We start from the raw sequence: 26,035 nt of genomic DNA on the forward strand, positions 1-26,035 counted from the left end.
CTATCTCAAAGCTCCTGCGGTTCGCCGGTACCCATGTACTTCGACAGTTGGTGATGGAGGTTGACTGTGCTTCGCTCTCGATACGGATTGGGCTTGGTGCCCGGGAAGCCCAGCGACTTCATGCCCTGCTGCACGGCGGCCATGTTGGAGAAGTCTTGCGGCAGCACCGACCGCCACCTCGGGTCACCGACCGGTGTGTATTCCCACTCCGTCTGGAGCTCTTGGCCTTTCGGGTACAGCTCGAAGACCGACACCTCGAAAATGCACTTGTCGGGGTTGTAGCTGGGGTGCGGTCGCGCGCCGTAGCACAGCGCGCTGGTCAGGCCCTGCCCAATCTGGAAGTTCGGAAAGATCTGCCAGGCGGTGCCGGCCTGCCCGAGGATGTCGGCGGGAATCGTCGGCCAGATCACGCCGCGGGTCTCGTCGTCGCGACGCGCCGACGCCAGCCAGTGCTCGAGAACCTTGTCGGCCGGTGTCCCCTCGGGCAACTCGTCAACCAGTCGCTTGGCGGCGTTCACCAGCGTCTGGGTGGTGGTGGCGTTGGTCTCCTCCATCGTGTACACCTGCATCTCCGCGGTCGACACACGCGGGTCGGCGCCGATGCCGAGGCGAATCTTGGACTTGGTGGCCTCCATGTCCGCTGGTGCGTCGTAACCGATATGGCTGTGCTTGCCTTGCGCTTTCGCCCATCCCTTGAATTCGCCGAACTTATTGAACTCGGGATGCGTGGTGAAGACGTGGTAGGTCTCGTTGAAGGCCTCCAGCGCGACTTTCCAATTGCAATCGAAGGACAGCCATTTGCGCCATTTGTAGCGCATGTTCTCCAGGCCGAATGCGTCGAGAATCTTCGCGGCGGGGAACAGGAAATCGGCCAGCGGCTCGCAGTCGGGGTCCATGTTGATCCACAACCAGCCGCCCCACGTATCGACTCTGACCGGTCGAAGGTGGGTGTTGTCGTCGGTGAGCGCTTCCTGCCAGTCCTGCTGTTCGCGGATATGAGTGCACGCTCCGTCGAGACCGTAAGTCCAGCCGTGAAAGCCGCAGACGAACGACTTACGCGTTCGGGCACAGGCGTTCTTGGCGCCCTCGGGGGTGTCGATCAGCCGTCGGCCACGGTGCATGCAGACGTTGTGGTGAGCGTGAAATTCGTTGCTGCCGGTGCGCACCACGATGATCGAGTCGTCGAGAATGTCGTAGGTCAGGTAACTGCCCACCTCGGGCAGTTCCTCGACGCGGCCGACCTGCTGCCAGACCTTGCGCCACAGCTTGTCCCGCTCGGCGCGGGCATAGTCCTCGGAGATGTATGCCTCGACGCCGATCGTCATCGGTTTCGATAGTTCCTCGGCCGCCTCGGAATTCACGCCTTTGGCTAGGTCGGTCATCACATCCTCCTAATCGCCGCGCGGAAGGATTCGTCTTTGAGGAAAAGCGACGTGTTGTCGGCGCCGAGATGGCTCCACTTAAGGTCCAGCCCGCCGTCGACGAGCAGGGTCTGGCCGGTGATGTAGCTCGACATCTCGGACAGCAGGAAGAGGATGGCGCCGGCCTGTTCCTCGGGCCGCCCACGCCGACCCATCGCGATCGCCTGCCGGTCCCGCTCGGGGTCGTCGTCGACGTAGGTCCGCGACGCCGCCGTTTCGGTGACGCCGGGTGCCACGGCATTGACCCGAATTCCCGCCAGCGCCAACTCGAGGGCCATCGTGCGGGTCATCGCCGTGATCGCGGCCTTGGCCGTCCCGTAGGCGATGTGAAAGGGCGCGGTGTTCATACCGCTGATCGAGGAGATCGACACGATCGACCCCTGCCGCCGCTGCGCGACGAGTTCACTTGCCACTGCCTGGCTCATGAAGAATGCCGTGTCGAGATTGTCGGCGAAGATCTTGCGCCAGTCGCTGCGCGTCACCCGGGTCGACGGCATCCACGTCGACGGCTGCGCGCCGCCGGCGACATTGACCAACCCGTACAAGCTGCCGTCGGCGCGGCGCGCGTGGTCGAGCACCGCAGCGATGCCCTCGTCGGTTGACGCGTCGGCCGCGACGGGCACCACGGCCAGCCCCTGTTGTGCCAGCGGCGCGATGTGCTCGTCGAGGTTTTCCTTCGACCGGCTCACCGCAATCACCGTGGCCCCGGCCCGGGCGGTCATGGCCGTGACGGTCGTGCCGATACCGCCCCCGCCGGCGCCGGAAACCACCACGATGCGACCGTCGAGCCCCAGGAAATTTTCGCGATCCCCGTGATCGTCCATGACCTGCTTCCACCTGCCGCCAACGCCGTCCAGCGTCCGCGACGGGATCCATTGCTTATTTGTCCGGACAAAATATGGCATTCTGTCCTTTGGAGAACACTATTCCGATCAGCAGACTTCGCTGTCAAGGTCAAGCCACGAAGGATCCGTAGCTATTGTCTGGACTAGGGCGAGTTGATAACGTCCAGCCCAAACGGCTGACGGAAGGACCTCGGCGCGCCATGGCCATCGCAACGCAGCTCTCGCGGTACGCCCCCTCGAACTCCGGGACATACCCAACCGAAGTCGCGCAGGGCTGGGAGCTCGAACGGGTCACCGCGCCCAGCCGGCTGTTCGGCGCCAACGGTTTGCGCACCGGCCCGGACGGTCGCATCTACATCGCCCAGGTGACCGGCAGTCAGATCAGCGCGCTGGATCACCGCACCGGGGAACTGGTGACCGCCAGCCCCAAGGGCGGTGACATCGTGGCACCCGACGACGTCGCGTTCGATGCCAGCGGCAACCTGTACGCGACCGAGGTGATGGACGGCCGGGTCAGCGTGCGCGACACCAGCGGTCGAACGCGGGTGTTGCGGGACGACGTTCCGTCGGCCAACGGCATCACCATCCATGCGGGCCGGTTGTTCATCGGTGAATGCCGCGAGGGCGGACGGCTGCTGGAATTCGACCTGGCGGGCGGACCGCCGCGGGTGCTCTTGGAGAATGTGCCCTCACCGAATGCGATGGAGGTCGGCCCGGACGGCCTGCTGTATTTCCCGGTGATGGGCGCCAACGAAATCTGGCGTATCGACCCCGACGGCGGCGAGCCCCAGTGTGTCGCAGGTGATCTCGGTGTGCCCGACTCGGTCAAGTTCGACGCGCAGGGCTACCTGGTCTCGACACAGGTGGCCAGCGGTCAGGTACTGCGCATCGATCCTCGCAGCGGCGAGCAGCGGCTGCTCGCCCAGCTGAATCCGGGGCTCGACAACTGCACCTTCGTCGGCGACCGGCTGTTCGTATCCAACTTCACCGGCGAGATCACCGAGATATCGCCAAACGGCACGGCACGCGCCGTCTTGGCGGGTGGGCTCAACTGGCCGATGGACCTCGCGGTCGGCCACGACGGACAGCTTTACATCGCCGACGGCACGTACTTCTACGTCGCACTGCCCGACGGGTCCTTGCACACCGCGGGAATGTTGTTCAGCCCCGGCTATCCCGGATTCCTGCGCGGCGTTGTAGCAAGCGGACCCGGCGAGTTCGTCGTCACGACGTCGGGCGGCCAGGTCGCCCGCTACCGGCCGGATGCGAGCGAAAGTGATGTGCTGGCAGACGGTTTCGACCAGCTATATGGTGTCGCCCTGAGTCCCAGCGGTGTGGTCTTTGCGGAATTGGGCACCGGGCGGGTGCTGTCGCTGCAGTCGGGGGGTACCGAGGTGCTGGCGACCGATCTGCATGAGCCGGTCGGCGTCGCGATCGATGCCGACGGAGCGTGTCTGGTCGCCGAGGCCGGCGCCGGACGGGTGGTCAGGGTGAACGGGTCGAGGATCGACACCGTTATCGCCGATCTGCAACGCCCGCAGGGCATTCTGGTCCAGGGCGGTGTGCTCTACATCGTTGATGCGGGCGCCAAGGAGTTGATCGCGTTCGATCTGACCAGCTGCGCGCGGCGCACGATCGCGTCCGGGCTGCCGGTCGGTCCCCCGCCGGGTGTGACGCCCAAGCCGCTGCGCGGCATGCCACCGTTTTCCGGACCGCAGGGCCCATTCGCCGGCATCACCGCCGCGCCCGACGGGACTCTCTACGTCTCGGCCGATGGCGACGGCAGCGTGCTGGCACTGCGCCGGACAAGGGACGGCGGCTGATGCCTCAGGCTATCGCGGGCGACCACCGCTACCTGCAGATCGCACGCACGCTGCGCAAGGAGATCGTTGACGGCGTTTATCCGGTGGGCTCGCAGCTGCCGACCGAGCACCAACTGTGCGAGCGCTTCGCGGTGAGCCGCTACACCGTCCGCGAAGCGTTGCGCCGGCTGCGAGAGGACAACCTGGTCGCGTCTCGACCGCGGGCGGGCACCCGGGTGGTTCCCCGGCCGGCATCGAGTTCCTATGCCCAGGACGCGATGTCGATCGACGACCTCGTCGCGTTCGCGGCCGGCGCGCAGCTGACCATCGAATCCAACGCGATGGTGACGATCGACGGCGACCTCGCCGCTCGCACCGGGCTCGAGGTCGGCACCCAGTGGCTATCGGTACGCGGTTACCGGCAAGCCGACGGCGCGTCAGTGCCGATGTGCCGAACGGAGTACTACATCAGCCGGAGTTTCGCCGCGGTCGGCAGGCTGCTGCAACGCCATGTCGGCCCGATTTTTCCGTTGATCGAGGATCTGTTCGGGGTGAGCGTCGCTGCGTTGCACCAAGAGATTGCCGCCGTCCAACTATCGCCAGAACTGGCCGACGGGCTGGGCGTGGAAGCAGGGACGGCTGCGCTCCAGATGCGGCGCACCTACACGACCTCCGACGGCGAGGTGGCCCAAGTGACGATCAACACCCACCTGTCGTCCAGGTTTCGGTACGCGATGACCATGCGTCGCGTAACCGGTCAGGCCGGTTGAGGTGATCGCCCGGGCCCCGCAGGACACCACACATGCCGCCGAGGCCTACCGCCGTGGGCTGTGGGTGCAGACCACGCTGGCCGATTCGCTACGCACGGCCGCGGAACTGGCGCCTCGGCGAATAGTTCTGGTGGACAAGGATATTCGACTGGACTGTGCCACGCTATACACGCAGGCAAACGCACTCGCGGCCGTCCTCCTGTCGCGCATGCCGACGGGCAGCGTCGTGTCGTTCATGCTGCCGAATTGGCACGAGACCGCCGTCATCTATCTGGCCGCGACGCTGGCCGGAATGGTGGTGAACCCGATCCTGCCGTCGCTGCGTGAGCACGATCTGCGCTTCATCCTCGAAGACGCCGATGCAGCAATGGTTTTCGTCCCACACCAATACGGCGGCTACGACTACGCGGCGATGCTCGAACGCGTAACAGCCGCAATGAGTCCGGCACCGACGGTAGTGGTACTGCGCGGCTCCGAAACGAGGCGAGCCGGTTCGCACACACCGTACCGGGTCCTGCTGGAGCAGCCGCTGGATGCCGCACCCCTTCCGGCGCTGGATCCCGATTCCGTGCGGATGATCCTCTACACCTCCGGTACCACAAGCCGCCCGAAAGGCGTGCTGCACACCCACAATTCGATACACGCTCTGATCTGTCAGATCCGCGACCACTGGATGATCGCCCCGGGCGACACGTTCCTCGTCCCGTCACCGGTCGCCCATATCGGCGGCTCGATATATGCATTCGAATGCCCGCTGCTGCTGGGCACGACCGCGGTGCTGATGGACCGATGGGATCCGTCCGAGGCGGTAGCACTGATGAGCTCCGAACGGTGTACCCACATCGCGGGGGCCACACCATTCCTGCAGCAACTGTTGTCAACTGCCGAGCGCACCGACTCCCGCCTGCCCGACTTGAAGGTGTTCATCTGCGGCGGTGCTTCCGTATCGCCGTCGCTGATCCGCTGTGCCGCACAGTATTTCGATCACGCGGTGGTCACCCGGGTGTACGGCTGCACGGAAGTCCCCGTCGCGACCGTCGGCGCACCCGGGCCAGACGAAGCCGATTACGCGGCAGACACCGACGGCAGGCCCGGGATCGCCGAGATCAAACTCGTCCCGCACGAATCCGCGCCGGCCGGTGACGGGGAAATCTGTGTGCGTGGCCCACAGATGCTGCTGGGTTACCGTCATCGGAAAGACGGCGCCGACTCTTTCGATGCCGCAGGCTTTTTCCGCACCGGCGATCTTGGGCGCTGGGTCTCAGCTGGTTCCGATGACCGGTACCTCGTCGTGACTGGCCGGGCCAAGGACGTCATCATCCGCAGCGGTGAGAACATCTCGGCCAAGGAAGTCGAGGACCTGCTCGCCGACCATCCCGGCATCGCCGAGATCGCGGTCGTCGGGCTGCCCGACGAGCGCACCGGAGAGCGGGCTTGCGCGGTCATCGTCCCCGCGGGTGCGGCGAGCCCGGATGTCGCAAGCCTGCTTGCGCTGCTGGTGAGCAAGGGGGTCGCCAAATTCAAGGCCCCGGAACAGGTCGTGATCTGGGACGCCCTGCCGAAGAACGACGCGGGGAAGATACTCAAACATCAGATCCGGGCGTCTTTGACAGAGGCGGAGACGAAGGATGGTTGAAATGCAGGTCGCAATCGTCACGGGAGCAAGCAGCGGTATCGGCCTGGGTTGCGCGACAAAGCTTGCCGAAGTGGGCATGGCGGTCGTGGGCACCGGCCGCGACCGGGATCGGCTGGCCGAGCTCGAAAAGTCGATCAACGATCCGGATCGTGTCGCGACACTCGCTGTCGACTTGACCGACGACGACGCGCCGCGACGCATCGTGGACCTCGCGGTCGAGCGGTGGGGTCATGTCGATTTCCTGATCAACAACGCCGGAGTGGGCAGCCCCAAGCCGCTGCACGAAACCGACGACGAGACCCTGGACTACTTTCTGGGCGTGATGCTGCGGGCGCCGTTTCGGCTGGCGCGCGACGTGCTGCCGCACATGGCACCCGGATCGGCGATCATCAATGTGACATCGACTTTCGCGGTCGTCGGCGGCCTGCGAGGCGGCGCTTACTCCGCCGCCAAAGGCGGGCTGACCGCGCTGACCACCCACATCGCTTGCCAGTACGGCGCATCCGGCATCCGCTGCAACGCCGTCGCTCCCGGCGTAACGGTGACGCCGATGGTCGAAAAGCGCTTGGAAGATGAGCGATTCCGCAAGCTCAACACCGAAATGACCCCGCATCAGCGGTTAGGCAGCATCGACGATATCGCCAGCACCGTCGCCTTCCTGTGCTCGCCGGGCGGAAGTTTCATCAACGGCCAGACGATTGTCGTCGACGGCGGATGGAGTTCGACGAAATATCTTTCGGAGTTCGCGTTGTCATCGCAGTGGATCGAGCGATGAATCTGTTTGCGATGCTCGATCAGGCCGCGGGCCGGTTCCCCGATCGCGGCGCCGTGTATCACGGGAATCGCCGCGTGTGTACGTGGCTTGAGTTGCGCGACCGGGCATTGCGCCTGGCCGCGTCGATCCGGCAACAGCATGGTGCGGGTGCTCGTATCGCGATCACCACCCAGAACCGTCCCGAGATCGTCGAATTGATGTTCGCGATCTGGGCCGCCGAGTGCGTCGTCGTCCCGATCAACTACAAGCTGCATCCGCGCGAGATGGTGCAGATCCTCGACGATGCGGGTGCGTCGCAGGTGTTCGCCTCATCGACGATTGGCGCCGAGCTCGCGTCGATCACCACGACGCCAACGGAAATCATTGAGTCCGAGGACCATTCACGACGATTCAACGTCGCTCCGTCGGCGCCGCCGCGCACCGACCCGGCGGCGCTGGCGTGGCTGTTCTACACCAGCGGAACCACCGGCCGGTCTAAGGGCGCGATGCTGTCGCACCGCAATCTCACAGCGATGACGGTCGCGCACCTTGCCGACATCGACGCTCCGGACCAGCACTGCAGCCTCGTGCATGCGGCACCGATGTCGCACGGCTCTGGCCTCTACGTTCTGCCGTACGTGTTGCGCGCCGCCCGCCAGGTGGTGCCCGAGTCGGGTGCATTCGATCCCGACGAGTTCCTCGATCTCTGCGAGCACCACCCGACCGGCAGCGCATTTCTGGCGCCGACGATGGTGCAACGGCTGGTCGATACGGGCCGCGCCCGCCCGGCCAATCTCAAGACGATCGTCTACGGCGGCGGGCCGATGTATGTCGAAAGCCTGCGGAGGGCGATCACGGCATTCGGCCCGATCTTCGCGCAGATCTATGGGCAGGGCGAGTCACCGATGACCATCACCGGGTTGCGCGCTGTCGATCACGACTTGGACGACGACGCGATTCTGGGTTCCGTCGGTTATGCGCGGTCGGGGATGGAGGTCGCGGTGCTGCACGCGGACGGCCACCCGGCGTCCGTCGGCGACATCGGCGAGATCGTCTGCCGCGGAGACGCGGTCATGAGTGGATACTGGCAAAATCCCGACGCGACCCGCGCCACGCTCAAAGACGGCTGGCTCTACACCGGCGACATGGGCTCGTTCGACGCCCGCGGTTTTCTCACGCTGCGGGACCGGTCGAAGGACGTCGTCATCAGCGGCGGGAGCAATATCTATCCCCGCGAGGTGGAGGAGGTGTTGCTCGAGCACCCCGGCGTCTCCGAGGCATGCGTGGTGGGCACGCCCGACGCCGAGTGGGGTGAGGTGGTGGTCGCGTTCATCGTCGGCGCGGTCGACCCCGCGGCATTGGACGCGCATCTGTTGCGGCGCATCGCCCGCTTCAAACGGCCCAAACGCTACGAATTCGTCGACGAGCTACCGAAAAACAGCTACGGCAAGGTGCTCAAGCGGGAACTGCGGGCAAGCTTGTCTCCCGGCCGCGTTGGTTAGAGACCGGCGAAGTCGATGATCCCGCGGATGTTGCGGCCCTCGCGCAGATCGACGAACGCCTCGTTGATCTGGTCGAGTTGGTAGTGGCGGGTGACCAACTCGTCGAGTTTCAACGCACCTGCCTGATACATCGACAACAGCAACGGCACGCTGGTGCGTGGATTCATCCCGCCGTAGAGCGCTCCCCTGAGTTGTTTGGCCGACAGCACCATCTCCTGCAGAATCAGCGGAACCATGGGCTCGCTATAGGGCGTGATGCCGGTGATCACGCACGTCCCGCCTTTGCGAAGCAGCCTCATGGACAACGGGATCAAGTCCGGGTGGACAACGCCCGCGGTCACGACGACGCGGTCGGCCATGACGCCAGCGGTGATGTCGGCCACCAGCGGTATTGCCTCCTCGGCCGAGACGGCGGTGTGCGTGGCACCGAAGATCTTGGCCGAATCCCGTTTATATTCAACGGGATCCACCGCGACGACATAGGTTGCGCCAGCGGCGCGGGCCCCCTGCAGGGCATTCATCCCGACACCACCGGTACCGATCACTACGACGGTGTCACCGGGTTCGGTGCCGGCCGTTACCGTTGCGGAGCCCCAGCCCGTGCTGACGCCGCACGACACCAGCGAGGCCGCATGGAACGGGATCCCGTCATCGATCTTGATGACGGACCTTTCCGTTAGCACCGCATATTCGGCGAATGTGCCGAGTTGACCGTAAGCCATCAGGTTTTCGTCGCCGAGGTGCCGGCGACAGGTTCCGTCGGTCGGCATCTCCCTCGAGAACAGGCTTGCGCCGGCGTCGCAGATGTAGCTCTGACCGTTCACACAGAAACGGCAACTGCCGCACGCGGGAATGAACGACATCGCCACGTGGTCCCCCGGGCGCACCGTCGTCACGCCCGGCCCGATTTCTTCGACGACACCAGCGCCCTCGTGACCACCGAGCATCGGGAACCAGTCCGGCTCAGGGATACCGGTTGAGGCCCGCACCTCCGGTGTCGGCAATACGTCGCCGGTAACGAGATGGTCGTCGGAGTGGCAGATGCCGGCAACGGCCATCCGTACCAGGACTTCACCGGCGTGGGGCGGATCGAGCTCCACCTCGCGGATCTCCCAATCCTCGCCGACCCCGCGCAGCACAGCGGCACGACACTTCATGGCAACCTCCTTGACGTCGCAGGCAACGATCCATCCTCGCGCGTCCGGTCAAGCGGATTCGAAGTGACTCCGGATGCCGGCCAACATTTCAACGTGCGCCTTGACCCCCTCGCGGATGGTCACCCCGGCCAGTAGCCGCGGGGCCGTAATACCTATCCGCTCGGTGACCCGGGTACCGCCTTCCGCCGGATCGAAACTCACCGTGCCACGTAGCCGCACCCCGGGTGACTGATCGGCCTCGGTCAGTACATCGCCGCTGACGGGCACTTGCAGCCGGGCCTGATAAGTGGTCCGTATGGTTAACGGCCCCAAGGGAATTCGGTCAACGACCCGGTAGGCCTGCTGGTAGCCATCCTGGGTTTCGCTGCGGGACACCGTTTCCACGGACACGATCAGCGGGTGCACGAGCTTTATGTTGTTCAGGTCCACGTAGAACGCGCGCACCACGTCGGGCGGCGCGGACACCTGCTCGCTCAGCATCCGGTCGGCGTGGACGGTCCACCAGCTCATAGGAGAGAACCTAGCCTTGCGACCACGCCGCGCTTACCGTGGACCCAGAAGCGAGCGGAGAAGACATGGGCACGCAAGGTCAAGTGGTCGAGCGGTACCTGCAATGCCTGGGCGCTCACGACTGGGACGGACTGGCCGACACCATCGCCGAGGAAGGGCTGACCCGGGAGGGACCGTTCTGCGATGTCGTCGAGGGTAAGGCGCACTATGTCGCCTACCTGCGCAAGGTATGCACCAATCTGGAGGGCCATCGATTGCACGTGCAGCGGGTCTCGCACGTGGACTCCCGAGTGTCGTACGCCGAGCTGTCCGAGACATTCGAGATCGACGGCGTCGCGACCACGTGGCCCGAATGCATCCTCTTCGAGCAAGACACCGACGGCCGGATCTCTCGGGTGAGCGTGTTTTTCAAACAGCGGCAGCCCGGAACCACGTAGCGGTCTATTCCCTCACTCCGGGAATTGACCTACCGTGTCATGGATGGAGGCAGATGCAACTCCGGAGTCGGTGCCGGTCGAGAAATTGCACTCGGGCGACCCGATCACCGATTGTGGTCAGCGGTACATAGTTCTCGAAGCAAAAGCCCTCGGCGATAGCTGTGTAGTTCTCGAGCTGGAGTCCAGGGTGGACCACCAGCTGCAGGTCATCGAGAAGTCATTCCCGGCCGGGTACCAGGTCGACAGGGCACAACACCGAATTCTGTAACGGATTCTCGTCGCCCGAATAATGCGCGAGTAGCCGTCGGACGGCTACCGCGCTTTCGTGTTATGTGGTCCCAATTCTGGTCAATGAGACGAACCGTTTAGTCGCCGCGCGGGGGCCGTTGGTCGTCGGGATCGTTCGGGTCGGGTTCGCCGAACCACCGCGACGGCTCATGCCGGCCATAGGTGTCATGCCAGTCCCACCACTCATACGGTGCGGTCTGCGGGTATCCCGGCGGCGAGTCCTCCCAGGTTTCCTGGCGCCCCAGCGCCGTCATGTCCAGGAAGCTCCAGGTGTTGCCCAGCACCTCGTCGCCCCGGTTGTTGATGAAGTAGGTGCGGTAAACCCGGTCGCCGTTATGGATAAACACGTTCGTGCCATGCCATTCGTCCACGCCGAAGTCGACGTCGAAGCTGTCGGTGATCGTGTACCACGGCATCTGCCAGCCCATCCGGGCCTTCAGCCGCTCGATGCCCGGCTGCGGCGCGCGCGAGGCGAACACCAGGGTGGTGTCGCGGGCGTTGAGATGGGCGAGGTTCCCGATGTGGTCGGCGATCATCGAGCAGCCGCGGCAGCCGTGATCGGGCCAGCCGTCGATGTCGGGCCCGACGAAGGCCCGATAGACGATCAGCTGACGCCGGCCTTCGAACAGCCCCAGCAGATTCACCGTGCCGTCGGGCCCGTCGAATTCGTATGGCTTGTCCACGGCCAGCCACGGCATCCGCCGCCGCATGGCCGCCAGCGCATCGTGGGCCCGGAGCACCTCCTTCTCCTTGACCAGCAACCGCTGATGTTCGGCCTCCCACTCCTGGGCCGACACGATCGGTGGGGTGTTCATTGCGTTGTCCGCCTTTCGATTTCGGTTGGTTCGAGTCCGCTTCAGTTCAGCTTCAGTTCAACCAGGACAGGCCCGATGCGGTGAGCAGGCAGGCGCCGTGCTGCCCGGGCTCGCCGCCGGCGATCGCCGCCACCGACGTGCCGACCAGCTCGGCGGTCAGCGCGGGTCCCGTCGAGGAGACAAAGGTGTCGACGTCGACGCCCTGCCGCTCGGCGTAGGCCGCCGAGGCTATCGCACCCAGCTCGGTGGCCGCCGTCAACCGCGGCAGCACCGAGACGAAGGTGATCCCCAGGCCGGCCCGGTCCGACTCCCCGGCCGCATAACTGCCGATGAACCTGACGGTTGCCTTGGCGCCCGCGTAGCCGCCGGACAGTGGCGACCCGTTCACCGCCGCGCCGCTGGACATCAGGATCACCGAGCTGCCCGGCGCCAATGGGCGCTGCAGCGCGTGGCGGGTCCAGTGAAACGCTTGCGCGACATCGACATTCCAGTTGGCGCTGAAAGTTGCCCAGCTCTGATCCTGCAACGGGCTCATCCGCGGCGTGGATCCGGCGCACAGCACCAGGGTGCGCGGGTCGTACTTGTCGATGAGCTGGCTCGCCGTGGCCGGATCGGCGGCGTCGGCGACCACCGGGATGAAGGCGTCGCCGAGTTCACTGCTGATCTCTTCGAGCAGGGCGGCGGTGCGCGCTACACCGACGACCTCGGCGCCGGCTTCTGCCAATGCTGTGGCAATGGCGCGACCGAATCCGCGGCTCGCTCCGGTCACGATCGAGGTGGTGCCGGCAAGGCTGCCGGCGTGGGTCTGGTTCATGTCCGTCTCGCTTTCTCAGTGAACTCCTCCACCCATTGAGATACGGCGCATCGCCCGAATTCATCGCCGCAAGACCGATGAATTTCGCAGCCCCGACGTCTCTGTACTGGAGTAGCGTTTCGGGCCACCCGGGACCGAGGCCGAGATGGGAGGGCGACCGTGCCGGCTCAGGAGGATTTCATCGAGCAGGCGGCCCCCTTTCGTGCCGAGTTGATCGCGCACTGTTACCGCATGCTCGGCTCGGTGCACGACGCCGAAGACCTCGTCCAGGAGACCTACCTGCGCGGCTGGCGCGGTTATCAGGCGTTCGAGGAGCGTGCGGCGCTGCGCACCTGGCTGTACCGGATCGCCACCACGGCATGCCTGCGTGCGCTGGAGAACCGTGCTCGGCGCGTCCTGCCGGCCGGCTTGGGTGACAGCTCGGTTGACCCGGATACCGATCTCGACGGCGGCGCCGGCGCCCATCAGTGGCTGGAGCCGATCCCCGACACGCACGTGTTCGCGACGCCGGAGGACACCGTGACGGCGCGGCACAGTGTGCGGCTGGCCCTGATGACGGCGCTGCAGGAGCTTCCTGCGCGGCAGCGGGCCGTGCTGATTCTGCGTGATGTCGTGCAGTTCAGCGCCGCCGAGGTTGCCGAACTCCTCGAAACCACACCCGCCTCGGTCAACAGCGCGCTACAGCGGGCGCGGGCCCGCCTCGCCGAGGTCTCGCCCACCGAGGACGACGTGGCCGAGCCCGACGATGCCGAGCGCCGCGAATTGCTCGACCGCTACTGCGCGGCATTCGAAAACGCCGATGTGGCCGCACTCACGGAGCTGCTGCAAATCGACGTCAAACTCGAAATGCCGCCGCTGCCCGTGTGGTTCACCGGGCGGGACACGGTGATCGAATTCCTTGCCGCCCGCGCATTCACGACGGCCGGCGACATTGTCATGGTCCCGACAGCCGCGAATGCCCAACCCGCCGTGGCCGAGTACCGCCGCGCCGACGACGGCGTCATGCGCGCCCATTCGATACACGTCATCACCCCCGGCGACCCCGGCGTCGCCGCCATTACGGTCTTCCTCGACCCGGCATTGTTCGCGACGTTTGATTTACCTTCCAGCCGGTAAACTTCGCCAGAGGGACGCGATTACACCCGCTGCTCACCCAGTGAATCCCCACCACCACAACTGTTGGTGTCGTCGCACGGCCTGCCTTCGGTGCATATGTGGACAGGTCCCCAGCACCCCAGGATCATTAGCGCGACAGACGTACCTGAAGGATGACTGAATGAAGATTCCGGGTGTAACCAGCGTTGTCGCTGGTGTCACCGGCGGGGCGGCCCAGATAGTGAAGGCCGGCGTGTCCACCGCGGCCGGCGCTGCGGGTGCGATGCAGCTCCTGGCGAGCCCCGTGGTCGAACTGGCCGGCCCTGTCGTGCAGTCGATGGCCAATTCCACCGGCCGGGCACTCGGAATCAACATCTCCTCCAACGGCTCCCCCGACCACATCAGGCCTCCGGTGCGCTGGCAAAGCGGGCAACGGGTACACCTGGACCTCGATCCATTGCTGCCGTTCTCGCGCTGGTACGAATACGCGGCGGTGGTCGAGGAGCCGGTTCGCCGGATCCCTGGAGTGGCCGAAGCCCACGTCGAGGGCTCCCTGGGCCGGTTGGTCGTCGAACTCTCGGACGACGCGGACAACGAAGCCGTCGTGGGCGACGTGCGGACTACGGTCGCGGCCATTGCCGCCGATTTGGCGTCCACGAAGTCGGACGTTCCGATTACCGCGCCATTCGCCGACCCGGGTAACCCGCTGGCGATTCTGGTGCCGCTCACCGCCGCGGCCATGGACGTGGTCGCGGTGACCGCCGCGGTCACCGGCTGGGTAACCCGACTGCCCGCCGCGCCGCAAACCACCCGAGCAGCGGCCGCTCTGATCAATCATCAACCGCGCATGGTGGCGATCCTGGAGTCGCGACTGGGTCGCGTGGGCACCGACGTCGCCCTCGCGGCAGCGACGGCGGCGGCCAACGGGCTGACCCAAGCGTTCGGCACGCCGCTGCTCGATATGACGCAACGGACCCTGCAGATCACCGAGGCGGCGGCGCACCGTCGCGTGTGGCGGGAGCGTGAGCCGCACCTGGCCTCGCCCGAGCGCCCGCAGGCTCCGGTGGTCCCGGTCATCTCCTCCGCCGGAGCCAACTCGCAGGCACCCCGGCACCACTGGGCCGCCGCAGCGGCGGGCGAAGCCTCGCACGTGGTGGTCGGCGGAGCAGTCGACGCCGCGATGGATACCGAGAAAGGCTCCATGGCCGGGCCGGTGGAGGCCTATGCCGAATCGGCGGCCAACGGCTCGTTGATCGCCGCGGCCAGTGCATTGGTCGCCGGTGGCGGCACCGAAGACGCGGCCGCCGCGATCGAGGCCGGGGTGCCCAGGGCCGCGCACATGGGCCGCCAGGCGTTCGCATCGACCCTGGGTCGCGGGCTCGCCAACGGCGGACAGCTGGTCCTCGACCCGGGCGCGCTGCGGCGCTTGGACCGGGTGAAAGTGGTCGTCATCGATGGCGCGGCGCTGCGCGGTGACCACCGCGCAGTTTTGCAATCGACCGGGGAGGCCCCCGGCTGGGACGACGACCGGGTCTACGAGGTCGCCGATGCGCTGCTGCATGGTGAGGAGGCGCCGGAGCCCGACCCCGACGAGTTACCCGCCACCGGTGCGCATCTGAGATGGGTTCCGGTGCAAGGCCCGTCGGCCACGCCCGCGCAGGGCCTGGAAAGTGCCGACCTGGTGGTCGACGGCGAACGCGTCGGCAGGGTCGAAGTCGGTTGGGAAGTCGACCCGTACGCGATCCCGTTGCTGCAGACCGCAAATCGCACCGGAGCCCGGGTGGTCTTGCGTCACGTCGCCGGCACCGAGGATCTGACCGCCAGCGTCGGTGCGACGCATCCGCCGGGCACGCCGCTGCTCGGGGTGGTGCGCGAGCTGCGGACCGATCGCGGACCGGTGCTGCTGATCACCGCGGTGCACCGCGACTTTGCCTCGACCGATACGTTGGCCGCGTTGGCCATCGCTGATGTTGGTGTGGCACTTGATGATCCACGCGCCGCCACGGCGTGGACAGCGGACATTATCACCGGCACCGACCTGGCCGACGCGGTTCGGATCCTGTCGGCGCTTCCGGTCGCCCGCTCGGCCAGTCAATCGGCGGTACACCTCGCCCAGGGCGGCACGACGCTGGCCGGGCTGCTACTGGTCACCGGTAGCGAGCAGGAACGCCCCACCAACCCGGTGAGCTTCCGCCGCTGGCTCAATCCGGTTAATGCCGCCGCGGCCACCGCGCTGGTGGCTGGAACCCTCTCGGCCGGCAGGGTGCTGCGCCTGCCCGACCCCACCCCACAGCCGCTCACCGCCTGGCACGCACTGGATCCGGAGATCGTGTACTCACGGCTGGCCGGCGGTTCGCGACCGATGGCCGTGGAAACCCTGACTCCGTCCTGGCGTCGCCGCCTCGACGACCTGTCCTACAGCCCACCGTTCGATGGACTGCGCGGACCACTGCACACCCTGGCACGGCTGGCTTCGGCGACCCGGGTGGAGCTCTCCGACCCGCTGACCCCGATTCTGGCCGTCGGCGCAGCCGCGTCGGCCATCGTCGGCAGCAACATCGACGCGCTTCTGGTCGGCGGCGTCATGACGGTCAACGCGATAACCGGTGGGACACAACGGTTACGGGCCGAAGCGGCAGCCGCCGAGCTTTTCGCCGAGCAGGATCAGTTGGTGCGCCGCGTCGTCGTCCCGGCGGTGGCCACCACACGACGCCGGTTGGAGGCGGCCCAACACGCCACCCGCACGGTCACGGTGTCCGCCAAATCGCTTCGGCCCGGCGACGTCATCGACCTGGCCGCGCCGGAGGTGGTGCCGGCCGACGCGCGCCTGTTGGTGGCCGACGACCTCGAGGTCGACGAATCATTTCTCACCGGAGAGTCGCTGCCGGTGGACAAGCAGGTGGAACCCGTCGCCGTCAACGATCCCGAGCGGGCAAGCATGCTGTTCGAGGGCAGCACGATCGTCGCGGGCCGCGCCCGCGCGATCGTCGTGGCCACCGGGGTCAACACCGCCGCGCACCGCGCGATCTCCGCGGTCGCAGGCGTCGAGACCGCGGCCGGCATCCAAGCCCGGCTGCGCGAACTCACCAGCAAGGTCCTGCCGATGACGCTGGCCGGCGGCGCTTCGGTGACCGCGCTGGCGTTGCTGCGCCGCTCGTCGTTGCGTCAGGCCGTGGCCGACGGCGTCGCGATCGCGGTGGCCGCCGTGCCGGAGGGTCTGCCGCTGGTGGCCACCCTGTCCCAGCTCGCCGCCGCCCAGCGCCTGACGGCGCGCGGAGCGCTGGTGCGCTCGCCACGCACCATCGAAGCCCTGGGCCGGGTCGACACCGTATGTTTCGACAAGACCGGCACTCTCACCGAAAACCGGCTGCGTGTCCTGTGCGCCATACCGCACGATGCCGGTCCGGGCGATCCATTCCCGGAGGCCGAGGACCCACGGTCGGCCGCGGTACTGCGGGCGGCCGCATGGGCGTCCACGCAGCCCCAAGACGGACAGGGCCACGCGCACGCCACCGACGAGGCGATCATCACCGCGGCGAGTTTCCTTCTCACCAAGAACAATTCGGGTTGGCAGTTGCTCGCCGAGGTACCGTTCGAGTCCAGCCGCGGCTTCGCCGCCGCGATAGGCACGCTGAGCGCCGACGCGAACTCGCCGGTGCTGATGCTCAAGGGCGCCCCGGAGGTGGTGCTACCCCGCTGCCGGTTCACCGACCCGGAGGCCGACCTTGCGCATGCCGAGTCGGTGGTCCGCAGCCTCGCCGAGCGAGGCTTGCGGGTGTTGGCGGTGGCACGGCGCCCTTGGCCCAACGGGACCACGCACGACGAGGACACCGACGCCGACGCCGTCGACGCCACCGCGCAGGACCTCGAGCTGCTGGGCTACGTCGGTTTGGCAGACACCGCACGGGCATCGTCGCGCCCGCTGATCGAGGCGTTGCACGCCGCCGGCCGCGAGGTGGTGCTGATCACCGGCGACCACCCGATCACCGCGCGGGCGATCGCCCGGCAGTTGGGACTGCCGGCGGATGCGCGCGTCGTCACGGGCGCCGACCTCGCCGGCCTCCACGAGGACGCCAGCGCCAAACTCGTCGCCGACGTCCAGGTCTTCGCCCGCGTCAGCCCCGAACAGAAGGTGCAGATCGTGGCCGCGCTGCAGCGCTGTGGGCGGGTCACGGCGATGGTCGGCGACGGCGCCAACGACGCCGCCGCGATCCGGATGGCCGACGTGGGAATCGGCGTGAGCGGTCGAGGATCGTCGGCCGCCCGGGGAGCCGCCGACATCATCTTGACCGACCGCGATCTGTCCGTGCTGCTCGACGCGCTGGTCGAGGGCCGCAGCATGTGGGCCGGTGTTCGCGATGCTGTCACGATCCTGGTCGGCGGCAACGTGGGCGAGGTGCTGTTCACGATCATCGGGACCGCATTCGGCCAGGGGCGCGCGCCGGTGGGAACCCGTCAGCTACTGCTGGTGAACCTGCTCACCGACATGTTCCCCGCGCTCGCGGTTGCCGTCACGTCGCAATATGTCGAACCCGACGTAACCGAGTACGAAAACGAAGAAGAGGCCGAAAAAGCGCGCGCCGCACACCGACTCGCGGTGCTGACCGGGCCCACGCCTTCCCTCGACGCACCGCTGATGCGTCAGATCGTCACCCGCGGCGTCGTCACCGCCGCGGGTGCGACGGCGGCCTGGGGCATCGGGCGCTACACGCCGGGCAGCGAACGCCGCACGGCAACAATGGGATTGGCGGCGTTAGTGACAACACAGCTCGCCCAGACCCTGCTGACGCGCCAGCACAGCCCGCTTGTCGTCGCGACCGCACTGGGCAGCGCGGGAGTGCTGGTCGGCATCATTCAAACCCCGGTGGTCAGCCAGTTCTTCGGATGCACGCCGCTGGGACCGGTCGCCTGGTCGGGCGTGATGGGGGCGACGGCAGGAGCCACCGCGATCTCGTGGCTGGCACCCAACTGGCTGAACAAGACCATCGGTGTCCTCCAGCCCGAAGGCGAACCCGACGACCAGCCCGACGCTTAAGTCGCCAATTCCTTACGGATGACCTTGCCGGCGGGATTGCGCGGAATGCTGTCGACGATGTGAATGTCCCTGGGCTGTTCGAAACGAGATACCTTGTCCTTCAAATACTCCCGTAGCGCCGCCACATCGATGTCGCGCTGCGCGCGGGCAACGACGAATGCGGCCAGCCGACGCCCGAACTGCTCGTCAGGTACCCCGACGACCGCGTTTTCGGCAACGTCAGGATGCTCGGCGAGTGCATTTTCCAGCGCCCTCGGATACACATTCTCACCGCCGGAGACGATCATGTCGTCCTCGCGGCCGACGATGTAGAGCCGGCCAGAGTTGTCGAGATAGCCCATATCGCCGGTGCTGGTCATCTGGTCGATGACGGTCTTGTCAGGGCCGCCGATGTAGCCCCGGGTCGTTAGCTCTCCGCCTACGAAAATACGGCCGGTCACCCGCGGCCCGACCGCCCTGCCGGTTTTGTCGAAGATGCGAACCGGGCACCCCGCGACGGGCCGGCCCACCGTGTCGGGTGCGTGGCGCAGCTCGAAAGGTGTTGCCAAAGAACCGATCCCGACCTCAGTGGAGCCATAACCGTTGTAGAGGACGTCACCGTAGAAGTCCATGAACCGGCGCGCCAGGCTGGGATCGAGCCGATCGCCGCTGGATATCACGACCTGCAGCGCCAACGGGTTTCGCGCCCGCACCCGCTGCGGCAAATCCATGATGCGGGCCAGCATGATCGGGACCACGCTCATTGCGTCGGCGCGCTGTAGCGATGCCTGCGCGAGAGTCTGCTCGGCATCGAAGCGTCGATGCGTCAGGACCGTGCCGCCCAGGCTGACGGTGAGCATCAACATGCCCAGTCCAAGGCCGTGAAACATCGGTACCGCCACAGCAATTCGCGATCCGGTCCGCAGCCCGGTGCGTTCGAGAATCGTCATGCCCACGCCGACGCCCGAACTCATTCGCGGCATCCGCGGAACCCCCTTGGGCACGCCGGTAGTGCCCGAGGTCAGCAGGATGAGTCGGCCGGACTCGACGACGCGCGGTCGCGGAGCGCCCGGCTGAGTCTGCACGGTCGCCGGATCGATCACCCGGACCGACGGCGCGGTATCGCGGATCTGCGCCGCAAACTCGTTGTCGCAGAACATCGCCGTGACCTGATGTGCGCTCAAAGCGCCGGCGAGGGCGGCGGCGCGAAACTCCGTATTCACCAGCACCACGTCGGCTCCGACCAAGGCGGCGGCGAATACGGCCGCCGCGAAGCCGCTGCCGTTGCGGCACATGATCCCGACCGCCTCGCCCGGGCCGGCGCCGTCACGGACAAGCTCGTGAGCCAGCGCCTCGGTCTTGGCCTGCAGCTCGCGGTAGCTCAGCGCCCCGTCGTCGTCGATGATCGCGGTGCGGTCGGGCCAGCGAGCCGCCGCGACGGCCGGCAGCGTAGAGAGATTCGTGCCACCGCGATACACCTCGCGGATAAGCCTCAGTGCCGCGATCGGTGTGGGCACGCTCAGCAGCCGCGATGACACCAACGCCCGGGCCGTCGTAGCGACCACACCGTCGGTCATTCCTCGTCCTTTCGGCCGCGGGAATCGGAGAAGAAGCGGCGATGCCACAACCGGGCCGCCCAATCCGCCGGTCCGGCCAACAGCACCGAGGCCAGCTCGGCAGGAAACACCCAGGGCGGTTCGTTGGTGCGCGGGCGTTCGATGATCGCCTTCGCGATGGCGTCGGCGGCCTGCTGGGGCGACAGCCCGGGAAGGCGGCCCAGGATCGGCGTCGGTGCGATCATCCGGGTCCGGACCAGCGCGAAGTAGACCGACGTGACGGTCACGCCGTCGGCGTGCAGTTCCGGCGCAACGCTGCGCAGCCAGCGATCGAACGCGCCCTTGGACGCCTGGTAGGCGCCCCATTGCGGGCCCGGCACCACGCGCACGCCGACGCTCGACACGTTCACGATCTGGCCGCCGCCGTTTTCCCGCATGGCCGGGAGCAGTCCTAGCAGCAGCCAGATCGGCCCCAGGTAGTTGATGTCGATGGTGCGCTGGAAGTCGTGCGGGCGGTCGTACTGATGGTGCAGCGACCGGCGCAGCGATTTGCCGGCATTGCTGACCACGATGTCGAGCGGGCCGTGGTTCTCGGTGATCTGCTTGGTCAGGACGTGGACGGCGGCCTCGTCGCTCAGATCCGTCGGATAGGCGACCGCGTGGCCGCCACCCGCGTTGATCGCCGCGGCAAGATCGTCGAGCCGTTCCGCCGATCGGGCGACGACCAGCACTGTCGCTCCGGCCGCGGCCAGCCTGCGGGCGGTCGCCTCGCCGATTCCGTACGAAGCGCCGGTGACAAGCACCGTCTTGCCCGAAACCGCGCCGCGCAGCTTGTCGGGGTCCGACACGCGCGCCGGGTTGGCCAATCGGTCTGTCGCCGTCTTAAGGGCCTGGCCTATCAAGTTCACCTTCACACCGCATTCACCGAGATGGCGTGCCGAGTCCTGGTGCAGCGCTGCTTTCCCAACGCGTCGCGACTCGTAACCTACAGCTACCAGACCACGCGCACAGCCCGAACCCCTGGTCCTGGCTAAACTCCTAGTCCCGAATGAAACCTTTGTTGCGCATCAGGACGTCCGCCAGGAATCCGTCGTGCGGGATTTCAGGAGCGCGAAAGAACGTCGGGTGGTTTCCGCGGTAGACGTTGCTGATCGTCGGTTCGCCGAGCAAGGCGTCGATCAGGTCGTCGTCACCGGTAATCGCGTTGACTACCAAGGATTGTCGCAGCGGGCCTAGGCCCGCTGCGCGCGTCCACGGTGATACCCATACGCAGGGGAACGGCAGTTCGATGTTGAGCTTGTCGACATCGGGCCCGGTCAACAGGTGCACGGCCGGACGCAGCGCGGCACAGCCGTCACCCAGTGCGGCGACGACCTGATCGGCCCCGAGCAGCGGGGTCGTGCCCGCGGCCTTGGTCGCCAGATAGCCGGCCAGCGTCTGCGCAGAGGTGGTGGGCTGGGTCGGCAGGATCGCCCGCTCATCCTCGGTGGGCAGCGGCTCGATCGTCGCCAACCGTTCCGCGATCGCCGCAGCCAGCGGGGCCGGGTCGCCCTCATAGAGCACCGCGGTGGTGTTGACGCACGCCATGCCACCCAGGTTGGCGATCGAGTCGACGATCAGGTCGAGGTAGTCGCGCCAATCCCGGTCGGCGGTGATCAGGATCTTGGCTCGGCCAGGTCCGTTCACCACCACCGTCGGATCGGCGACGTACTTGTCTACGACATCCTGGCCGCCGTACACCATGGCGAGATCGGCCGAGCGGATGATCTCGTCTGCTCCGCCATGATCGGTGGGCAGAAAGACCACGTCTTCGGGCCGAAAGCCCGCCTGGCGCAGGGCGTTGACCAGTCGGTGGCCGGTGAGGGGCTCGCGCCGCGACGGGCGCACCGCGACCCGGTAGCCCAGCGCCAGCGCCTGGGGCCACAGGCCGTGCACGCCCGGGCCGTTTCCCGCGGCGTGTACGGCGAACACCTCGCCGCGCCGGGTCCAGACCGCACTGCCGTCGCGGGTGCGGTCTTCGCGCCAGTCGCGGACCGCGCCGATCGGCTGCGCCGGACGCACCGCGTCGAATGCGTGGGCAACGGCGTCGGCCACGTTGCGGGCTCCGGCACGGGTGACCGCGATCGGAACTCCCGAAATCCGGCTGGCCAGTTCGACATACGCGTCGAAGTCCAGGCCGCCGATGACTGCGGTCGAGAAGACGTCGGCGGCGCCGGCCAAAGCCTTTTCACGCTGCACGACAGGCAACGGTGCGGCCTTGCGCTGCGCGCTGATGGTGCGCGACACGTACAGCGGTGGCACCAGACTCAACTCGGCGACGGGCACGCCGGCCGTGCTGGTGACAATCTCACGATTGCGGGTGCGATACTCGCCGCTGGGTCCGAGCGCGTCGATCAACACTAAAGCAGTAGTGACGCTTGGTGTCTCGCTGGACACGTCAGTACACACCCTCGATCACGGCCTCGCCCTCGAAGGTGGCGACCGGCCGGACCGCACTGACCGAATCGCTGAGTTGCCCTGCGGGCCCGGGCATCCGGATCGCCATGTCGCGTTCTAGGTTGTTCGGTAGGAACATGCCCTTGCTGATGTGGTTCATCACCACCTGGCCGAGCTGCCCGTAGGGCACTTGCTCTCCGGTGTTCGGATCGACGACCCGGAACACCACGTACGGTGTCCGCGGATCGAAAACGAATGCGTCGCCGTCGATTCGGGTGACCGCCTGCGAGAGGATCATCGTGCTGCCGAATGCCATGGTGATCGTCGTATCGGGGAAGATGTCGCGCAGCAGGTCCAGCGTGTCGGCGTCCACGTGCGCGCCGCTGAGCAACAGGTAGCGGATCTTGGCGTTCACCAAGTCCACCAGGTCGTCATTGCGGGCGATCGCCTCGAGCAGCGGCGGGGTGGCATGCAGGTTCGCGACATTCTGCGACTGCAGAACGTGCACCGCCTGCTCGAGAACGTGGTCGACATAGGCCGCCACCTCCCCGGCGGCATTGCGCGCGGCGATCTTCTTCACCCAGCGCGGGTCGATGTCGATCGCGTGAAACGCCGATCCCAGCCGCTCGGCGACCAGCCGCGAGAAGTAGCCCACACCGTGCGGGCCGCTCGGCATCAGGCACAGAAAACCCCGGCCGCGCTGGAAGCCGCCGGTGGCGAAGTCCTCGGTTTGCCATTCGATGACTTGTGCGACCCAATCCGGTAGCTGCGCAGTACGTTTCGGAGCGCCGGTGGTGCCGCCGGATTCGAATACCTGCGGCACCGGTGGTGGTGAGCCGTATCCCCGCGGGATCAGGTCCTCGACCGGCACATTGCGCAGCTCGGTGAGCAGATTCGGGAACAACCGCAGATCGGTGAACGTCTTGATGTCGGTCAACGGATCGAAGCCCAGCGTCTTGGCGGTCCGCAGCCAAAAGGCGGAGCCGGTGTCTTCGCCGAAGTGCCAGGCGATCGCGGCACCCAAAAAGGCCTCGGGGTCTTCGACCGGCGCCGATCTCGGGACGTCCAACAGCGAAAAGTCGATATCGGCCATGCCCTCGATCCTGTCGCATGCCGGTCGCACTCGCCACGCTGGCTCGGGCCGCACCGGGCATACAAAGACTGAACGTTGGCCCATGCCGCGGCAAATTCTATGTGACAGCAGGGTTTTCAGTCACCCCGGCTACCCAGCCAGGCCGTGATCGCCTCGTTGAAGGCGGGATAGATGTCATGATAGGTGCCGTCGCGTTCGGCGAACCGGAAAGCCTTGACGCGCTCCACCACAATCTCATCTGCCTCCGGCTGGGACTGCAACAAGGCCATCGTCTCGGCGATGTAGTCATCCAACGGCATCGCCCTCGGGTCGAATCCGCGCTCGCCCTGCAACCCGGTCTGCACATGCGGCGGAATAACCTCGATCACCTGGACCGCGGTGTCACGAAGCTGGAAGCGCAGCGACTCGGTGTAGGAGTGCAGCGCCGCTTTGGTGGCGCAATAGGTCGGTGTGAGGGCACTGGGCATGAATCCCAGGCCCGACGTCACGTTGACGATCGCCGCACGCGGCTTCCGCAACAGCGCCGGGAGCAGTGCCGACATGAGCCGGATCGGGCCGAGCAAGTTGATCGCGATGCTCTGCTCCGACAGGCCGACGTTGCTGGCGGTGAGGTCCTCGACGCGCTGAATCCCGGCGTTGTTGACCAGGACGTTGAATTCCGGAAAACGGTCTGTCAGCTCGACGGCGAACCGTCGGACGTCGGCCGCGTCGGATTGGTCCAGTGGCATGAAGTCGATGCCGGGGTTTTCCGCTACGACGGCCTGCAGCAGCTCACGACGACGGCCCGCGATCACTACCTGGTTGCCGAGTCGGTGCAACGACTCCGCCAAACCGCGGCCGATGCCGCTGCCGCCGCCAGTGACCAGCACGGTATTGCCCGTCATTTGCATCGATAAGCTCCTCACGCTTGGACTGACGTAGCGTAATGCCCCGATCTACCGCGGGGTAACCACCCGTTTCCGCCCGAGCCGCGGCCAGGCCCTCAGGAATCGGCGTTGGACTTCGCGGCGTGCCCCCGGCGCGAGGGCGGACCGGCTAGGCGGCGCGGTTGTGCAGCCGGCGCGGGTCGACGCCCGCCCGGCGCCATGCCGTCGCCGCCCACGGCGTGTAGAGGAACGAGAGCGGCAGCCGGTTGAGCACCGGATTCAACGCGCGCACGACCGCAGCGAACCGCTGAAATCGCTTTTCCTTCTTGGCATCCCACTCCATCTGGCACACGTCGCGCATCTGGGGCGGCATCGTTCCGACCAAGACGAGACGTGTGTAGGCGTTCAGCGGCGCGGACAAGATCTTCCAGATTCCGTTGGGTATCCAGCGCGGCCCCGGAATCCCTTTGCGGATGTAGCCGGTGCCGTACAGGACGGTCTTATGCGGCACGAACCGCTCGAGCATGTCGTCCCAATAGGCGACGAAGTCGGCGTAGGTCTCCGGCTGGCCGCGGCCACTGACTCCATAGAGGCTGTACCAGAGCTTGCCTTCGTTGTAGATCTGTTCCTTCTCCGCGTCCGACAGCCGCCGGATGAACATGTTGGTGTTGTAGATGACCTGGTCGACGAAAGTGGCGTGCGCCCAATAGAACAACTCGGGATTCAGGGCGTGATACCTCGAGCCGTCACTGATGGTGCCCTTGATCGGCTTGTGGAAGTCGCGCACCTTGCGGCCCCACTCGTGCGGGTCGTCGGAGTAGACGGTGTTCATCAACGGCGGTGCGGTTCGCTTGGCCCGGCCCAGCGTGTCGCTGAAGATCACCGAGTGATCCAGCACCCCCTGGGCGAGCTGCTCGATGCAGTTCTCGACACCGGCGACGCGCTGGAACCCGAAGAATTGCGTGCGGTGATCACCGTAGAACTTCCAGATCAGGGAATCGGGCCCCAGCCGCGGCGTGGCGTCGGCGACCTCGTCGTCGATCGGCCCCTCAACCAAGACAGGCACCGCTTCCCGAACGCCGGTGTCGAAACGAGCCCCGGCCGTCCGGCCGGCCAACTGGTCATTCCGGGCGGTCATGCCCACCTCCCTGAAGCGTTGACACAAAAGTGTATCTTTGTTCCAAAGCTAGCATTTGCGCGTCGAGATCGCCGTGGGGGTCGTGA

General features: G+C 66.5%; 21 protein-coding genes. 9 read left to right on the forward strand and 12 right to left on the reverse strand.

The window, feature by feature from the left end; genetic code table 11:
* Positions 1-5: 5 nt before the first annotated feature.
* Both ACZY0B_RS16835 and ACZY0B_RS16840 read right to left on the reverse strand, forming a co-directional pair.
* Complete coding sequence (locus tag ACZY0B_RS16835) at positions 6-1,382, reverse strand: aromatic ring-hydroxylating oxygenase subunit alpha (protein WP_463765277.1); 1,377 nt, start codon at positions 1,380-1,382, stop codon at positions 6-8.
* Positions 1,382-2,245, reverse strand: coding sequence for an SDR family NAD(P)-dependent oxidoreductase (locus ACZY0B_RS16840; RefSeq protein ID WP_463765278.1), 864 nt, complete (start codon positions 2,243-2,245; stop codon positions 1,382-1,384). The genes ACZY0B_RS16835 and ACZY0B_RS16840 overlap by 1 nt, the downstream gene beginning before the upstream one ends.
* Positions 2,246-2,466: 221 nt before the next feature.
* Here ACZY0B_RS16840 and ACZY0B_RS16845 point away from each other — a divergent pair, with 221 nt between their 5' ends.
* Genes ACZY0B_RS16845 through ACZY0B_RS16865 form a run of 5 tightly spaced genes read left to right on the forward strand, consistent with a single transcriptional unit; the run spans position 2,467 to position 8,730 of the window.
* A complete protein-coding gene (locus ACZY0B_RS16845; RefSeq protein WP_463765279.1) occupies positions 2,467-4,089 on the forward strand; it encodes a Vgb family protein in 1,623 nt (540 codons plus the stop codon).
* Positions 4,089-4,838, forward strand: a complete 750-nt coding sequence (locus tag ACZY0B_RS16850) for a GntR family transcriptional regulator (protein ID WP_463765280.1) — start codon at positions 4,089-4,091, stop codon at positions 4,836-4,838. Before ACZY0B_RS16845 ends, ACZY0B_RS16850 begins: the two co-directional genes overlap by 1 nt.
* Before the next feature lies 1 nt (position 4,839).
* Positions 4,840-6,474, forward strand: a complete 1,635-nt coding sequence (locus ACZY0B_RS16855) for an AMP-binding protein (protein ID WP_463765281.1) — start codon at positions 4,840-4,842, stop codon at positions 6,472-6,474.
* Positions 6,467-7,249 carry an SDR family NAD(P)-dependent oxidoreductase gene (locus ACZY0B_RS16860; protein WP_463765283.1) on the forward strand — a complete coding sequence of 261 codons (783 nt, stop codon included), beginning with the start codon at positions 6,467-6,469 and terminating at the stop codon, positions 7,247-7,249. Before ACZY0B_RS16855 ends, ACZY0B_RS16860 begins: the two co-directional genes overlap by 8 nt.
* The gene (locus ACZY0B_RS16865; protein WP_463765284.1) at positions 7,246-8,730 is read left to right on the forward strand and encodes an AMP-binding protein; all 1,485 of its coding nucleotides are present in this window, start codon (positions 7,246-7,248) and stop codon (positions 8,728-8,730) included. Before ACZY0B_RS16860 ends, ACZY0B_RS16865 begins: the two co-directional genes overlap by 4 nt.
* Here ACZY0B_RS16865 and ACZY0B_RS16870 read toward each other — a convergent pair.
* Both ACZY0B_RS16870 and ACZY0B_RS16875 read right to left on the reverse strand, forming a co-directional pair.
* The gene (locus tag ACZY0B_RS16870) at positions 8,727-9,887 is read right to left on the reverse strand and encodes an NDMA-dependent alcohol dehydrogenase (RefSeq protein WP_463765285.1); all 1,161 of its coding nucleotides are present in this window, start codon (positions 9,885-9,887) and stop codon (positions 8,727-8,729) included. The genes ACZY0B_RS16865 and ACZY0B_RS16870 overlap by 4 nt on opposite strands.
* A gap of 48 nt (positions 9,888-9,935) precedes the next feature.
* Positions 9,936-10,397 carry an SRPBCC family protein gene (locus ACZY0B_RS16875; RefSeq protein WP_463765286.1) on the reverse strand — a complete coding sequence of 154 codons (462 nt, stop codon included), beginning with the start codon at positions 10,395-10,397 and terminating at the stop codon, positions 9,936-9,938.
* A gap of 65 nt (positions 10,398-10,462) precedes the next feature.
* Here ACZY0B_RS16875 and ACZY0B_RS16880 point away from each other — a divergent pair, with 65 nt between their 5' ends.
* Complete coding sequence (locus ACZY0B_RS16880) at positions 10,463-10,834, forward strand: nuclear transport factor 2 family protein (protein ID WP_463765287.1); 372 nt, start codon at positions 10,463-10,465, stop codon at positions 10,832-10,834.
* 43 nt (positions 10,835-10,877) lie between these two features.
* Entirely contained in the window at positions 10,878-11,102 is a 225-nt protein-coding gene (locus ACZY0B_RS16885; RefSeq protein ID WP_463765288.1) for a hypothetical protein, read from the forward strand.
* Between the two features lie 97 nt (positions 11,103-11,199).
* Here the strand turns inward: ACZY0B_RS16885 and ACZY0B_RS16890 are convergent, their stop codons facing one another.
* A complete protein-coding gene (locus ACZY0B_RS16890) occupies positions 11,200-11,937 on the reverse strand; it encodes a DUF899 domain-containing protein (RefSeq protein WP_463765289.1) in 738 nt (245 codons plus the stop codon).
* A gap of 52 nt (positions 11,938-11,989) precedes the next feature.
* Positions 11,990-12,751, reverse strand: a complete 762-nt coding sequence (locus ACZY0B_RS16895; protein WP_463765290.1) for an SDR family NAD(P)-dependent oxidoreductase — start codon at positions 12,749-12,751, stop codon at positions 11,990-11,992.
* 159 nt (positions 12,752-12,910) lie between these two features.
* Here ACZY0B_RS16895 and ACZY0B_RS16900 point away from each other — a divergent pair, with 159 nt between their 5' ends.
* Positions 12,911-13,867 carry a sigma-70 family RNA polymerase sigma factor gene (locus tag ACZY0B_RS16900; protein WP_463765291.1) on the forward strand — a complete coding sequence of 319 codons (957 nt, stop codon included), beginning with the start codon at positions 12,911-12,913 and terminating at the stop codon, positions 13,865-13,867.
* A gap of 160 nt (positions 13,868-14,027) precedes the next feature.
* Entirely contained in the window at positions 14,028-18,881 is a 4,854-nt protein-coding gene (locus ACZY0B_RS16905; RefSeq protein WP_463765292.1) for an HAD-IC family P-type ATPase, read from the forward strand.
* Here the strand turns inward: ACZY0B_RS16905 and ACZY0B_RS16910 are convergent.
* The 6 genes from ACZY0B_RS16910 to ACZY0B_RS16935 form a co-directional block, all read right to left on the reverse strand.
* Positions 18,878-20,437 (reverse strand): AMP-binding protein, encoded by a 1,560-nt coding sequence (locus ACZY0B_RS16910; RefSeq protein ID WP_463765293.1) that lies wholly within the window; start codon positions 20,435-20,437, stop codon positions 18,878-18,880. The two genes, ACZY0B_RS16905 and ACZY0B_RS16910, sit on opposite strands and share 4 nt — an antisense overlap.
* Positions 20,434-21,324, reverse strand: coding sequence for an SDR family NAD(P)-dependent oxidoreductase (locus tag ACZY0B_RS16915; RefSeq protein ID WP_463765294.1), 891 nt, complete (start codon positions 21,322-21,324; stop codon positions 20,434-20,436). Before ACZY0B_RS16915 ends, ACZY0B_RS16910 begins: the two co-directional genes overlap by 4 nt.
* 130 nt (positions 21,325-21,454) lie before the next feature.
* Positions 21,455-22,852, reverse strand: coding sequence for an aldehyde dehydrogenase family protein (locus ACZY0B_RS16920; RefSeq protein ID WP_463765295.1), 1,398 nt, complete (start codon positions 22,850-22,852; stop codon positions 21,455-21,457).
* A 1-nt stretch (position 22,853) separates the two neighbouring features.
* Positions 22,854-23,945, reverse strand: coding sequence for an AMP-binding protein (locus ACZY0B_RS16925; protein WP_463765296.1), 1,092 nt, complete (start codon positions 23,943-23,945; stop codon positions 22,854-22,856).
* 116 nt (positions 23,946-24,061) lie between these two features.
* On the reverse strand, positions 24,062-24,835 hold the full coding sequence (locus ACZY0B_RS16930; protein WP_463765297.1) for an SDR family oxidoreductase: 774 nt from the start codon (positions 24,833-24,835) through the stop codon (positions 24,062-24,064).
* 145 nt (positions 24,836-24,980) lie between these two features.
* Positions 24,981-25,949 carry an oxygenase MpaB family protein gene (locus ACZY0B_RS16935; RefSeq protein WP_463765298.1) on the reverse strand — a complete coding sequence of 323 codons (969 nt, stop codon included), beginning with the start codon at positions 25,947-25,949 and terminating at the stop codon, positions 24,981-24,983.
* Positions 25,950-26,035 lie beyond the last annotated feature (86 nt).

This window comes from Mycobacterium sp. IDUB_19 (assembly GCF_055419445.1).

Excerpts from the sequence above, each read along its gene's own strand:
- ACZY0B_RS16835 (WP_463765277.1), bottom strand. The coding sequence starts at position 1,382 with ATGACCGACCTAGCCAAAGGCGTGAATTCCGAGGCGGCCGAGGAACTA.
- ACZY0B_RS16840 (WP_463765278.1), bottom strand. The coding sequence starts at position 2,245 with ATGGACGATCACGGGGATCGCGAAAATTTCCTGGGGCTCGACGGTCGC.
- ACZY0B_RS16845 (WP_463765279.1), top strand. The coding sequence starts at position 2,467 with ATGGCCATCGCAACGCAGCTCTCGCGGTACGCCCCCTCGAACTCCGGG.
- ACZY0B_RS16850 (WP_463765280.1), top strand. The coding sequence starts at position 4,089 with ATGCCTCAGGCTATCGCGGGCGACCACCGCTACCTGCAGATCGCACGC.
- ACZY0B_RS16860 (WP_463765283.1), top strand. The coding sequence starts at position 6,467 with ATGGTTGAAATGCAGGTCGCAATCGTCACGGGAGCAAGCAGCGGTATC.
- ACZY0B_RS16865 (WP_463765284.1), top strand. The coding sequence starts at position 7,246 with ATGAATCTGTTTGCGATGCTCGATCAGGCCGCGGGCCGGTTCCCCGAT.
- ACZY0B_RS16870 (WP_463765285.1), bottom strand. The coding sequence starts at position 9,887 with ATGAAGTGTCGTGCCGCTGTGCTGCGCGGGGTCGGCGAGGATTGGGAG.
- ACZY0B_RS16875 (WP_463765286.1), bottom strand. The coding sequence starts at position 10,397 with ATGAGCTGGTGGACCGTCCACGCCGACCGGATGCTGAGCGAGCAGGTG.
- ACZY0B_RS16880 (WP_463765287.1), top strand. The coding sequence starts at position 10,463 with ATGGGCACGCAAGGTCAAGTGGTCGAGCGGTACCTGCAATGCCTGGGC.
- ACZY0B_RS16885 (WP_463765288.1), top strand. The coding sequence starts at position 10,878 with ATGGAGGCAGATGCAACTCCGGAGTCGGTGCCGGTCGAGAAATTGCAC.
- ACZY0B_RS16890 (WP_463765289.1), bottom strand. The coding sequence starts at position 11,937 with ATGAACACCCCACCGATCGTGTCGGCCCAGGAGTGGGAGGCCGAACAT.
- ACZY0B_RS16895 (WP_463765290.1), bottom strand. The coding sequence starts at position 12,751 with ATGAACCAGACCCACGCCGGCAGCCTTGCCGGCACCACCTCGATCGTG.
- ACZY0B_RS16905 (WP_463765292.1), top strand. The coding sequence starts at position 14,028 with ATGAAGATTCCGGGTGTAACCAGCGTTGTCGCTGGTGTCACCGGCGGG.
- ACZY0B_RS16910 (WP_463765293.1), bottom strand. The coding sequence starts at position 20,437 with ATGACCGACGGTGTGGTCGCTACGACGGCCCGGGCGTTGGTGTCATCG.
- ACZY0B_RS16925 (WP_463765296.1), bottom strand. The coding sequence starts at position 23,945 with ATGGCCGATATCGACTTTTCGCTGTTGGACGTCCCGAGATCGGCGCCG.
- ACZY0B_RS16930 (WP_463765297.1), bottom strand. The coding sequence starts at position 24,835 with ATGCAAATGACGGGCAATACCGTGCTGGTCACTGGCGGCGGCAGCGGC.
- ACZY0B_RS16935 (WP_463765298.1), bottom strand. The coding sequence starts at position 25,949 with ATGACCGCCCGGAATGACCAGTTGGCCGGCCGGACGGCCGGGGCTCGT.